Genomic DNA, 13,382 nt, shown 5'->3' with positions numbered 1-13,382 from the left:
GGAGCCAGTGTAAGTCAGAGATCGAAGCGTGCGTTCAGGAAGACGGCCCGTGGCGTTCCGACGAAGAAGTAGTCAGAGGCCAGAAAACCCCAGTAATGAAGGTTCGTGGCGTTATCGAGTTCAGCACGCAGGGTCACTTTGTGGCGTCCGATGCTCGTGCGATAGCTGGCTCGCAGGTTGAGCAGGGTATAGCTTGGGACGTGGTAGATGTTGGAGCTATCACCCCACATGGAGGCCGTATAGTGAACTTCCGCCGTGGCTGAGAGACCCGGTACGCCGGGGATGCGGTCTGTCAGCTGGAATACGTTCTGGAACAGCGGAATACCCTCGATCTTGTTTCCTTTGATGGTGGCATCCGCCTTGCTGTATTTTCCGCCTTCGGCGCCCAGACTATCCGTAAGCGTAATGCCGAACGGAAGATCTACATGACCGCTGAGTTCTGCGCCCTGATATGTGACGGTGCCGTTAGAGACATAGACATTGTCAGCGTTTGCGTATTGTGCGCCGCGTGTGATGCGATAGAGCGCGCCTGTTAGATCCCAGTTTGCACGAGCCACTTTTGCACCGACTTCCACCTGGTCTGAACGGATTGGCGGAAGGGTTTCACGTGCGTTTTTATAGGTATCGCCGACGGTTCCGCCGTTCTCCAGTGCCTGAACGTAGCTGGCGTAAATGGTGGTGTCTTTCCACGGATGGAACATCAGCGCGGCTGTCGGGGTGAGGGGGGTGGTGCGCAGGGCGGTTTTCGCGCCTGAAGCCTTCCAGGTCAGCTGGTGGAAATCTGTGAAGCGAATGCCAGCCAGCAACGACCAGTGTTTGTCAAACGTCAGAGTGTCGCTTCCGAAAAGACCAACCTGATCGGAGCGGTAATTGTTGTAAGTCGCTGTGTTCCAGCTTCCGCTGTAGGAACGGCTGATGACGGGCGCGTAGAGGTTTTGTCCTCCGATATCAACGTAGTCGGAATCATAGGGCAGATATTTGCTCAAGCCCTGCCATGCGGCGCCCATGGTAAAGTCATGTCGGATGAAGCCTGTTCGGAATTTTCCTTCCAGAATGGCCTGAACCTGATCGTACTGCGCCCAGCTTCCGGGATTGGTGCTCATGTAGGTGTTGTAGTCGCCGGCCTGGTTTTGCAGGGACATCCACTCCCCGCGATAGCGACGGTAGTCCATGCTGTGACTGTAATCGATGCGGGCGGTCCAGTTTTTCGTGATGTCCCAGTGTAGTCCGGTGGAAACGAACAGCGTGTGGGATGTGAACATGCTGGCGGGAGAGGCGGTCAGATTTTTATGGCCGCTGATGGCATCGGGCAGGCGGTTGCTGCCATAGGCAGACGGATCATCAATAAAGAAGTCCTGTACGCCCCCTCGAACCTGGCGGTCCTGATAAATGGCGTCGGCCGTCCAGAGAAGGTTGGGGGCAAGGCGTACATCGGTGGACAGGGACCCCGAGAACCGGGTGACGTGAGAGCCGCTGTAGGTTTCGCCGTTTTCATGTGTGAGGTTGAGGCGGTATCCGAAAATATCGTTCCGAAAGAGGCGGCCGCCTGTATCGATGTGCTGGCTGCCGACCGCGCCTGAACTATAGCCAGCATCGAAGGAAAACGTGCGGGCGTCTGTTGGTTTTTTGGTCTGGAAGTCGATGATGCCGCCGGGCGCATTGAAGCCGTACATGAAACCGGAAGCCCCCTTGAGAAGCTGTACTGCCTCGAAGGACTCAAGCGGTAGCTCCACGGTCGTCATGAAGAAGGGCGTGCCGTTGATCTTGTAGCCGTTGTAGTCGTCAAGCGGCACACCGCGGACTGTCACGGAGTAGGCGTTGAATGAATATGTGTCGCCGTTTGAAATGACGGATGCGTCCTGCGAAAAAACGCGGGCAAGGGATTTGACCTGTCGTTCCTGAATCTCGGCTGCCGTAACGGTTCTGATCGAGAAGGGTGTGTCCAGAACGCGTTTGGTCCCCAACGCCCCACCATTAACGGGATGGGCATGACCACGGACGGTGAAATTTTCATCTGGCTCATCCGGATGTCCGCTTTTCGCATGATGGAAAGACGCAGGACGCGATTTCTGTACGGTGTGGCGAGCGTCGGTCAGAGGCTTTGTGCGTGTTTCCGGTGGCTCATTCTGTGTCGCTGCCCATGCAACGGCGGAGGTGCCTGACATAAGAAGGGTGAAGGAAAGGACAGAGGACAAAATGGAAGAATGGGGCGACATAAAACTTCACCAGATCGTTAAATTAGAAAATTACATAAATTCTATGTCAATAAATCAAAACATCAATGTGGATCGTTGTTTAAATACCGTTTCGGCAAAAAACTAAAAACTGCTTATAAATTCAGTGTTTTTGCTAAATTTGTTTTTCTGGATGTTTGGATTTCAGGCCGCATAAAAAAGGGTATGTGCAGTGTATCTTTTCAGCAACAAGGATGGTGAAGAAGATATAATAACTAAATAATATAGTGAAAATTGGTAGTGTTCTATTTGGGGAACAGTTCTGCTCCCGTGAGGTTATAGTCGAGCGTTCCGCAGCGGATCTGCTGTGGAGTACCCGGAAATAGCGTTTCATTCGTTCAGGATATCGTCCCTGCGCGACCTGAAGAGGAACGGCTTACGACTGTCTAGGGAGACCCATGTTCAGACAGAATTACGTGGATTCAATGTCCACTCTCCGTCACCAGTTTGACTGGCTGCCTGACCCGTTTGGATCCATTCTGTTGCTTTGTGCGGCTGCGCTGATTGCGCTTCTGCTAAGCCGCCTCATTACTGGCGCACTGCCACGGCTGCCGGGATTGCGGAAAATCCAGTTCATTCATGCGATCATCAACAGGTTGCGGTTGAACATCAGTTATTTTCTGATGATTATTGCAGCGAGTGCTGCTTTGCCTGCCACGGAAGGTTTTTCTCCCAAGACAGAAACATTTCTGGCGCACGCGCTGGCCTGTCTGTTCATCATGAATCTGGGGTTCGGGATTATCCGGGCTTTCAGGCTGGTGACGGATCAGTATCTCAACCGTATCAGCGCAAAAGAGAATGTGGATGACATTACGGTACGGTCTCATCAGACGCAGATCCGTGTTCTTCGGCGTCTGATTGAAATTACTTTTGGGGTGCTGACTGTCGCTACCTCTTTGATGGTGTTTCATTCCGTTCAGAAGTTTGGCGTATCGCTTTTTGCTTCTGCTGGAGCGGCTTCGTTGATCGTTGGTCTGTCTGCGCGTCCTGCTCTGTCGAACCTGATTGCTGGTATTCAGATTGCCATGACGCAGCCGATCCGGATGGAGGATATGCTGATTCTGAATGGAGACTGGGCTTGGGTTGAAGAAATCAATGCGACTTATGTGGTGCTGAGAACATGGGATCGACGCCGCTACATTGTGCCCATTTCCTATTTTCTGGAAAACCCGTTCCAGAACTGGACGCACAGTTCACAGTCTCTGATTGGGTCCATTTTTCTGTGGCTGGATTATCGGACGCCGATGGACAAGCTCCGGCAGATGTTCATGGAAGAAATTGTTCATTGCCCGGACTGGGATCAGGACCGCTCTTCCGTCGCCTGTCAGATTGCGGACAGCAACGCTCAGGTCATTTCCATTCGTATGATTGCAGGGGCAGCAGACGCTGGGCGCATGTGGAATCTGTCCTGCGATATCCGCGAGCGCATGTTGCGGCGGATTCAGGACGAACTGCCAGAATGTCTTCCGCGTGGCCGTACGGCTGTCGTTTCTGACTCTCCGTCTGACATGCCGTGGCCGGAAAGTCTCATGGCACCTCCAGTCAATCGACCCGGTGATACCAAATATCGCGGTCCGGATATGAAAACGCCCGTTGTTCCCTGAAATTTCATAGTGTCACACAGGAGGGTTCAATAATTACGTTTGTAAGCCTGATGGTGTGACATTTGTGCACTGGAAACGCTGTGATATAGTTTCGAGAAGGGAATAACCGTAGACACATTAAAAAACGTTCCTAATCTGAACTGAACACCGGATCTGATTAGGACAGCCTGAATGCGCCTCAAGTCACTTCTTCTCGCTACCACCATCGTTACGATTCTGCATCCAGCACATCAGGCCTCTGCTGCTGTGCACAAATCGACCAAGGCCACGACACCCGCGAAGGGAACGGTCAAAACCACCGGGAAGAAAACAGCCGTTCGTCAGGCTGCTGTAACGCCGCGTCGCTCTCATGCGGTTGATAGCAACAGCAACGAACAGATGATCGTGACGGGAACGCATGCGTTCAATCGCCGGGCACGGGATTCCACGAGCCCTATCAGTGTTCTTACCGCGGCAACGCTGCGGCGTTCCGGCCAGATGAACCTGGCGGACGCCATCGTTCGTACCGATCCGTCCATTACAGTCAACGCCATGGGAAGTGATGCGGGCGCACTCACGTCCTCGATCCGGATGCGTGGTCTGAACCCGAATGAAGTTCTGGTTCTCGTGGATGGCAAGCGTCGTCATACGACAGCCAATATTTATGCTGATGCAGGTCCGCAGCAGGGTTCGACGCCGGTCGATCTGAACATGATCCCGGCTTCTGCAATCGATCACATCGAGATCCTGCGTGATGGTGCGGCGGCCATGTATGGCTCAGACGCGATTGCAGGCGTTGTGAACATCATCCTGAAAAAGACGCCACATGGTCTGAACATGACGGCCCAGACGGGCGCCAACGCCTATAATGGCGATGGCTGGCAGTATCAGCTTGGCGCAGATGGCGGCTTTGGTTTTCTGGGTGACGGTTATGTCCATATGAGTGGGCAGGTTTATCACACGGATCATATGGTCCCGAACACGACGGATGTGCGTACGGTTCCAGGAAACCCGGAGTACAAAGGCTTCACAGTTCCGCATAATTCCAACAAGATCCTAAGCACACCGGAAGAAACCCGCGAAAATCTCAGCATCGAGTTTGGCAAGACGCTGACGGAAGGTGTGAAGGGCTATGGTCTCATCACCTATGCGCATCGTCATTCCGAGGCTTACGAGAACTATCGTATGCCGTCTGTCGCGCCGACGCTTTATCCTTATGGGTTCTCACCGCTCGAGACCATTGAAGAAAATGATTATGCCGCTACGCTGGGTCTGAAAGGTGATAACTTTCTTGGTTTCTCATGGGATCTGAGTTCGACCTATGGTGCGGATGAAAGTGACATCGGCAACAAAAATACAGCCAATCCGAACCTGATTAAAGAGACGGGCACGCCCCCGACGACGGTTCGTGCTGAAACCTATCGTCTGTCGCAGTGGACGAACAATCTTGATTTCCGCCGTCAGTTGAAGATTGCGAACCTTGTTCCTGTGACCGTGGCTTTCGGTGGCGAGCATCGTCTTGAAACTTATCAGATCTGGCCCGGCGAAATCGCGTCTTACACACAGGGCGGAACGCAGGGATATGCGGGCCTGATGCCTGAGAACTCAGGTAAATGGAGCCGTGATGTCTGGGCGGCCTATCTGGATGGTGATTTCCATCCTTTGAAGCACTGGGATCTCGATTTTGCTGGCCGGTTTGAGCATTACACCGACGTTGGCAACACTGAGAACGGCAAGATTTCCACGCGCTATGACATCACGAAGCGTATTGCTGTCCGTGCTACGATCAGCAACGGTTTCCGCGCGCCGACCCTGCCGGAAGAAAACTTCAGTGCTTTGAATGTGTCTCCAACGGGTGCTTCTGGCCTTCTGTCGACTTCAGGTGCGGCAGGACGCGCACTGGGTGCACAGAAACTGAAGCCCGAGCGGTCTACAAGTGCAGAAGGCGGTATCATTCTTGAGCCGGTAGATGGCTGGCATATTTCTGCGGATGTCTACCAGATCAACATCCGTGACCGCATTTCCGGTGCAGGCTCCATTTATGGTAACACTGCCATCTCGGCGATAGCCATGACGGGCGCAACACTGCCAACAGATATTATGTCCAGTGACGTATCTGCCAACTATTTTGCCAATGTCGGTAGTACGCGAACGCAGGGTCTCGATATCCAGTCTGACTATCTGCTGCATATGCATCGGTATGGAAATCTTGATCTGACGATGGCGCTCAACCTGAACCGCACACGCGTCAGCCACATCAATACAAACTCACAGGGCAATTCCTACCTGAACGAACAGAGTATTGCGTACCTGACGTCCACCTCTCCGCGTAGCAAGATCATTCTGAACGCATACTGGACCATTGGTCAGTGGGATGTGAACGTCCGTCAGACCCGTTACGGCGAGACGACCTCCATGCTGACGTATCAGGATCAGACGCCTGCAAATCTCACCTGCAAAGGTTCTCCTCTTCAGTATTCCAACAGTTGCTGGGGACAGTTCAAAAATACACCGGTCTGGCTGACAGATCTTGAGGTTGGGTACCGTCTCAATCACGTGTGGCACTTCGCCGTGGGTGCCAACAACATCTTCAACCAGCGTCCGCGCCGGGTGAGCAAGTACAACAACTACCTGGGGGCCATGATCTACGATACGGATTCTGCCGGAATCGGGATCACGGGTGGCTATTATTACGGGCGAGTCAACGCCACGTTCTGAGGTACTGGCAGGGTAAGGTCTGTTGCATAGGCCCGGAGATGTCGGTTTTCCGGCGTCTCCGGGCTGTTTCGTATATTGTTGTTGAACTGGTACAATCTGGGCCATACTGCCCGCCAGTCTGCTGATACCCAACGAGGATATGCCGTTCGTGAAGCTCGTCACCGCCATTATCAAACCCTTCAAGCTTGACGATGTCCGTGAGGCATTGACGCCGCTGGGCGTACAAGGTCTGACCGTCACGGAAGTCAAAGGTTTCGGTCGCCAGAAAGGCCAGACGGAAATTTATCGTGGGGCCGAATACCACGTCAGTTTCCTGCCGAAGCTCAAGATCGAAATTGCTGTATCGGATTCTGTCGTGGAAGACGTCATTGAGGCGATCATGACGGCTGCCCGGACGGGCAAGATCGGTGATGGCAAGATCATGGTCTCCAACCTGGATCAGCTTATCCGTATCCGCACGGGAGAGACCGGGGAGGGCGCTCTGTGATGAAGAGCTCCTGTCTTTCACTCATGGCAGCGGCGGCTCTGCTGCCTGCTTCTGCCATGGCTGCGGATGCTCCGGCTGCCATTGATACGGGTGACACGTCCTGGATGCTGGTTAGTACAGCGCTTGTGCTGATGATGACCGTTCCGGGGCTGGCGTTGTTCTATGGCGGTATGGTGCGCAAGAAGAACGTTCTTGCCACGCTGATCCAGTCTTTCGCCATCTGCTGTATTGCCAGCCTCGTCTGGATGGTGGCGGGGTACAGTCTGGCTTTCTCGAATGGTACGCCATGGATTGGTGATCTGTCCCAGGCCCTCCTGAACGGTGTGGCTGCGAACTTCCATAATGGTGTGGATTCTGCGTTCACGCTGGGTGCGGGGACGGCAGCCGCTGTTCCGATGACGATCCCCGAGAGCGTCTACATGATGTTCCAGATGACGTTTGCCGTCATCACGCCAGCGCTGATTACAGGGGCTTATGCGGAACGCATGAAGTTCTCGTCCATGTGTGTTTTCACCATTCTCTGGCTGCTTGTGGTTTATGCCCCTGTGGCTCACTGGGTCTGGAGCCCGACGGGTTGGGTTGCTGGTCTGGGAGCTGTGGATTTTGCTGGCGGTACAGTCGTTCACATCAACTCCGGTGTGGCGGGCCTAGTCTGTGCGTATGTTCTGGGCAAGCGGCGTGGCGTTGGTACGGATGACATGTCTCCGTTCAATCTGACCTACGCCATTATTGGTGCCTCTCTGCTTTGGGTTGGCTGGTTTGGCTTCAATGCCGGGTCTGCTTTGGGTGCGAATGGCCGTGCGGGCATGGCCATGCTGACGACGCAGCTTGCCGCGGCTGCAGGTGGCGTGGCGTGGATGGTCGTGGAATGGGCGCGCACCGGAAAGCCAACAGCTCTGGGTATTATTTCCGGTGTTGTGGCTGGCCTCGTCGCGATTACGCCGGCGGCTGGTTTTGTTCTTCCGGGTGGTGCCGTCGTGATCGGTCTGATCGCGGGTGCGGTCTGCTTCTGGAGCGCGACGTGGCTCAAGCATACGCTGGGCTATGATGACAGCCTTGACGCCTTTGGTGTCCATGGAACAGGCGGAATTATTGGTGCTCTTCTGACGGGGCTTCTGGCTTACGGGCCGCTCTCTGCAACGGATGCGAACCCGACGGGAACGGTTGGGAGCCTGTCGCAGCTTCTGGCGCAGGCCGAAGCGGTCTGCGTGACGATTGTCTGGTGTGTTATCATGACGTTCGTGATCCTGAAGATTCTGGATCGCGTCATGGGGCTGCGCGTTTCCGCAGAAGAGGAACTTGAAGGCCTCGACATGACCATGCATGGTGAGCGTATCAACTGAGCGTAGTCACTGGCGTTTCCGGGCCGGGAGGCTACGACCTTCCGGTTGACAGACAAGGATGTTTTTTCATGGTTTCCAACCGTTTGCTGTCCCGCCTAACCCTCGCCACTGTTCTGGCGGCCGGGCTCGCTACTGTTCCTGCTCACGCGATGACGGCCAAGGAATGTCACGCTGCTTTCCAGGCCGCCAAGAAGGGCGGTACGCTGAATGGCCAGAGCTACAAGGCTTTCAAGGCTGCAAGCTGTGGTACGGAAACACCGGATGCAACGCCTGAGGCTGCCGCTCCGTCAGCCACGACGGCCGCTCCGGCTTCTGCGGCCACGGCTCCCACGACGACGGTGCCTGTTACGACAGGCAAGGCGAACCCGCCTGATTCTTCTGTTGCGGGGACCAAGGCTCCGATTGAATCCAAGACTGTGCCGGTTACGTCTGGGAATGTGGTGTTTCCAACGGCGGTCTCTTCTCAGTTCTCCAGCCTGACACCTGGCAAGGCCCGCATGAAGACCTGCGTGGCGCAGTACAATGCCAACAAGGCAACGGGGAAGAACGGGAACCTTAAGTGGATCCAGAAGGGCGGCGGATACTGGTCCCAGTGCAATAGCCGTCTCAAGGGCGAATAAATCTTCTGAGCTTTGATATGTTTGAAAGCCTTCGATCCTGATCTGGATTGGAGGCTTTTTTTTATGAAGGTCGCTCTGTTTCGTTCAATATTCAGTCTGCTGTCGTAGGGTGATTATAACGGAGAAAGACATCAGCAAAAAAGACTGAGGGGACAGATGGCCCCATAGCTGATGACGTATTGAAATACTGAGCGTGTCACCCGGAAGGCCACAGAATATGAAGAAACTGGTTCTTGCTCTTCTTGTGTCCTCAGGGCTGTTCATTGAAACCGCGCAGGCGGAAAATTCTGTCGAGTGTGTGACTGCACCAATTCTTTTGCCTCTTCTGGGAGGGCAAGGCGATGCGCCGCTGATCCCCGTCACCATCAATGGCAAACCGGCTGCAATGTATGTCAGCCCCGCATTTGATTATATTTACATTCGCAACTCTGGGGACGTCCAATTTCCGCAGGCCGATGAAGACGCGAGGGTCATTATCAACGGGACCTATCAGGAACGGGCTTATCACTCCAAAATTTCTGAGCTTGTTCTGGACGGTGTAGCGCTCAAAGATGTGGATGCTGTTTTGCTGGAGCGGCCAACAGCACAAAGCGTGGATGGCAGGCCGATCGTTGGTGTATTGGGGCGGGCCGCGCTTTCCCGTCTTTCTGTTTTGATAGACATTCCCAAGCGGAAGTTTGCTTATCTTGAGTTTAGCCGCGACGCTGCCTGTAAGGGCGCAATAGACACCTTCCTTGGGGAAGAGAGTCGCTCTTTATATATGGACGATGATTTTACAGTTCATCTACGGATTGGCGGTAAGAAAAGGCACATCAGCTTTAATCCTGACCTGACGTACACGACATTTCCATCCGCCTGGATTTCCTCTCTGAAAGACAGTCTCTCAGGATTGGGGGAGCAGAAAAAATTCACGCATTATGATGGCTTCATGAGTGTCGGGCAGGTGGCAACGGTTAGGAATATGACAATGGGTGATCTTTCCATTGAAGACGAGAAGGTTCTTTTTCAGGACGATGTTCAAATTGGCAGCCTGGGACTGCCGTTTTTCGAGAACAAGATTGTTCTCTAGAACCTGCGTGAAAACAGAATGTATTTTACGCTCTCAAATGACCAGCCGCCGCTTCCCAAAGGCAGGAATCTCCATTTTTTCTCAACGCATTCAGGCAACGTCTCCGTGCAGAACAAGCGCGGAGACGTGGAGTAAGTCAGTTCATAGGGAAGGGAGGTTGCCCGTTTGATGCGGTCACGCCTCCATCAACTGGCATGATGAGGCCCGTAATGTAAGTGGCATCGTCGCTGGCAAGGAAGGTGATGGCTGCGGCCATGTCTTCTGGCTCGCCTAGACGTTGTAGAGGAATCCGGTCTTCAACACTTTTAACAAAAGCAGCGTCTTTCACGGCCTCTGCTGTCATGGCAGTCCGGGTTACGGATGGGCAGATGGCATTGATGCGGACGCCATCTTTACCATGATCCATGGCGAGAACGCGGGTCAGGTTCACGACGCCGCCTTTGGCCACGTCATAATAGGCTGTATTCCAGTCGCCGCGCATACCCGAAACAGAAGCCGTATTGACGATATTGCCTTTGCTTTTGATGAGGAGTGGCAGGAAAGTCCGGCTGACATTCAGGGTGCCGGTCAATGTGGTGGCGCAGACCGTCTCCCAGGCGGACAGATCGCCATCCAGCACAGTCCCTATTGTTGTGACGCCGGCATTATTCACCAGGACATCAAGTGTTCCAAAGGTTTGTTGTGTGAAGGTGAGAAGTGCTTCAACCTGTTTGGGTTGGGAAATATCAGTTAGGGAAGCAGTCGCTTTTGCCGGGTCAAGAGACGTCATGACATCATTCAGTTTGTCTTCGTCCCGATCAACCAGAAGAACATGTGCCCCTTCTTCCAGAAAGCGGAGAGCGGTTGCGTGCCCAATCCCGGATGCCGCCCCTGTTACAAGGACTTTTCGATCCGTGAAACGTGATAACCCGTGAAGTGCCATGAATGATGTCCTTTTGTTGCTAGGACATTAAGGTGTCAGTGAGAGCATGGTTGCCTGAAGAGGAGCCTAAGGATGAGCGATCTTGCGAAACTGAAGAATGTAGGTAAGGCAGCATTAGCTGATTTTGCTGTTCTCGGAGTAACATCAACAGCGCAATTGGCGGCGTGTGAAGCAGATGATCTTTACGTGAAACTGTGTGCGCTCACCGGGCAGAGGCATGATCCCTGCGTACATGACGTTTTTGCCGCGACCATCCATGAGGCTCGGACAGGAGAAGCTCTGGATTGGTGGGTCTTCACGCCATCCCGTAAAGAACGGATGAAAGCAGGGGCGTTTTGTGTTGGAAATTGATCATAATCCATTGAGGATTATGGTTTTCAACTGATTTATTTTAATACAATTGCCGTTTAGTAAAATATATTCTTGCGTCTAAATATTTTCAAACTTTACACGTGTATCGTGTAGTCGATATGATCATTTACAAAATCTCTCCTTTCGTTTCTAACGATCTTAAAAATTGAAGTTTGGCTACAGATATGGAAAACAGTAAAATATCGGTTTCGCATCGTATTATTAATATTCAGGACGGGAAAGGCCCATTCTCTCCTGAAATTATAGAAGAAACACTAAAGAATTTTAGTGTCGTATCATTCGATGTATTTGATACATTGCTTTTTCGGAATCTCGCAGACCCTAAAGATGTATTTAAAATTATAGAAGAAAAATATAATATAGATAACTTCTACGCAAAACGTATTGCTGCAGAAGCTCTCTCACGCGAAAAATCAAAAATACAATATGATTCTTATGAAACATCCATAGATCAGATATATTCTATGATTTATGATGATCATAATAAAAAAGATTTTGGAGTGGATATGGAAGTAAGTGAGGAAGAAGATTTACTTTTTCCTCATCCTTTCGGAATGTTGGTTTATAAAATAGCAAAAAAACTTGGGCTTAAAACTATTGCGATCAGCGATATGTATCTTAGTTCCGAGCAGATAAAAAAGATATTAATAAAAAATGGACTCTATTTGGACCATGTTTTTTCTTCTAGTGACTGGAGGAAAGAAGATATTGGAAAATATAACGGAAAATCTTTTGTAAAAGTTTGTAGAGAATTAAACGTATTTCCGGAAGAAATAATTCATTTTGGCGATAATATTCAATCAGATTTTATCAATGCAAATGAAAAGGGAGTAGCGTCGATACATCTTCCATCGGCGATGGAAGAATTGATGCAGGATGACCGTATTAACCCTACTGTCAAATCTGCTCTCAAAAATATGGACACTTTGGAATCTTCTCTTCTCCTTGGAAATCTCTCTCGCCGACTTAAAGAGGGCTATTTCGGGGTAGGTTATAATGTCGCGCGGGCTTTCGGTTATATTCAAGGAGGTCTTACAGCTGCTGCTTTTCTGAGTTTTATGGAAGAAGAAGCGTTAGCTAACGGCAAAAAAGCGCTTTTTTGTCTCACTCGCGACGGATTTACGATCAAACAGGCTGCCGAGATATTCGGCACATCTATAGATTTTCGAGTTATTTGGTCTTCAAGGCGAATGTGCCTTGTGCCTCTTCTGGCAAAGAATGCTTTTTGGGTTTTACCTTCTCTCTTTCCCTATCGTTCTGGGGTTCTTCGGCTTTCTGAAGAGTTAAAGAGGCTGCATCTTGCTCTTCCAGAGGATGTTGAGGATTTTGAAAGTGATAATTATCACGATTTCCTCAAATATCTTGAGAGTATGGGTTCTAAGTGGCGCGAGATTATTGGTTCAGAGGCTAATTCATATCGGGACTATCTCAGATCTGAAATGGATCAGTACGAAGATGAAGATATTGCCCTTGTAGATGTTGGTTGGGGACTTACGTCGCACAAAGCTATCGACCAACTTCTGGGTAGTTGTCTGTCAGGGTTTTATCTTGGGACGCACGATAAAGCTTATAATAACGATAGAATTAAGAATCTTTTTTTCTCGTATGGAGAGCCTAAAAAGATTTGTACGGCATTAATGAGTGCTGTCGAAATTCTAGAACTTATTTTTTCGGATGCATCCCCATCTGCTGTACGGGTCAGTCGTTCAAAGTTCGGGTTTGAGCCAGAATTTGAGAAGCGTGATTCAAGTGATCTTTCACGAGATATTTTCGTGCGGGAAGTACGTGCAGGAATGCTGGATTTTCTGAAAGACATTGCACCGTACAGGTCTATTTTAAAAGCTGATGCTCTTAAAGACGCTGCAGAAGCGGTTTGTATTGCTCTGATTGAAAATCCAACAGCGCAAGAATACTCCTTCCTTGGAAATATTCCTCATGTGCGAGAAGTGGGGAAATCTCAATTTTACCCCATTAGTTACTGGTGGAATCCACAAAGCAACACTGACCAAGAGGAAATTGAAAAATCATTAGAGG

10 protein-coding genes are annotated in these 13,382 nt (G+C 51.2%); 8 read left to right on the top strand and 2 right to left on the bottom strand.

The features are described 5' to 3' along the window. Positions 1–14 precede the first annotated feature (14 nt). A complete protein-coding gene (locus GJA01_RS11915) occupies positions 15–2,216 on the bottom strand; it encodes a TonB-dependent siderophore receptor (RefSeq protein WP_062502803.1) in 2,202 nt (733 codons plus the stop codon). 443 nt (positions 2,217–2,659) lie between these two features. On the opposite strand from GJA01_RS11915, the gene GJA01_RS11910 reads away from it, so the two are divergent. From GJA01_RS11910 to GJA01_RS11885, 6 genes are all read left to right on the top strand, one after another. Continuing rightward, positions 2,660–3,838, top strand: a complete 1,179-nt coding sequence (locus GJA01_RS11910) for a mechanosensitive ion channel family protein (protein ID WP_172794448.1) — start codon at positions 2,660–2,662, stop codon at positions 3,836–3,838. Positions 3,839–4,009: 171 nt separating this feature from the next. Then, entirely contained in the window at positions 4,010–6,535 is a 2,526-nt protein-coding gene (locus tag GJA01_RS11905) for a TonB-dependent receptor plug domain-containing protein (RefSeq protein ID WP_062502799.1), read from the top strand. A gap of 148 nt (positions 6,536–6,683) precedes the next feature. Then, positions 6,684–7,022, top strand: a complete 339-nt coding sequence (locus GJA01_RS11900) for a P-II family nitrogen regulator (RefSeq protein WP_010504156.1) — start codon at positions 6,684–6,686, stop codon at positions 7,020–7,022. Next, positions 7,022–8,365 carry an ammonium transporter gene (locus GJA01_RS11895; RefSeq protein ID WP_062502797.1) on the top strand — a complete coding sequence of 448 codons (1,344 nt, stop codon included), beginning with the start codon at positions 7,022–7,024 and terminating at the stop codon, positions 8,363–8,365. The genes GJA01_RS11900 and GJA01_RS11895 overlap by 1 nt, the downstream gene beginning before the upstream one ends. A 68-nt stretch (positions 8,366–8,433) precedes the next feature. After that, positions 8,434–8,985, top strand: a complete 552-nt coding sequence (locus GJA01_RS11890) for a hypothetical protein (RefSeq protein ID WP_062502794.1) — start codon at positions 8,434–8,436, stop codon at positions 8,983–8,985. A gap of 217 nt (positions 8,986–9,202) precedes the next feature. Beyond that, the gene (locus tag GJA01_RS11885; RefSeq protein ID WP_253783154.1) at positions 9,203–10,054 is read left to right on the top strand and encodes a hypothetical protein; all 852 of its coding nucleotides are present in this window, start codon (positions 9,203–9,205) and stop codon (positions 10,052–10,054) included. Between the two features lie 136 nt (positions 10,055–10,190). Here GJA01_RS11885 and GJA01_RS11880 read toward each other — a convergent pair whose 3' ends face one another. Then, positions 10,191–10,976 carry a meso-2,3-butanediol dehydrogenase gene (locus GJA01_RS11880; protein WP_062502792.1) on the bottom strand — a complete coding sequence of 262 codons (786 nt, stop codon included), beginning with the start codon at positions 10,974–10,976 and terminating at the stop codon, positions 10,191–10,193. 72 nt (positions 10,977–11,048) lie between these two features. On the opposite strand from GJA01_RS11880, the gene GJA01_RS11875 reads away from it, so the two are divergent. Beyond that, positions 11,049–11,327 (top strand): helix-hairpin-helix domain-containing protein, encoded by a 279-nt coding sequence (locus tag GJA01_RS11875; RefSeq protein WP_061931909.1) that lies wholly within the window; start codon positions 11,049–11,051, stop codon positions 11,325–11,327. A gap of 185 nt (positions 11,328–11,512) precedes the next feature. Next, on the top strand, positions 11,513–13,382 hold a 1,870-nt coding region (locus GJA01_RS11870), incomplete at its 3' end, for an HAD family hydrolase (RefSeq protein WP_145993788.1).

Source organism: Gluconobacter japonicus (assembly GCF_002723975.1).
Lineage (GTDB): Bacteria > Pseudomonadota > Alphaproteobacteria > Acetobacterales > Acetobacteraceae > Gluconobacter > Gluconobacter japonicus.
Note: the sequence above shows the minus strand (reverse complement) of the source record. Positions and strands in the feature narration are given on the sequence as shown.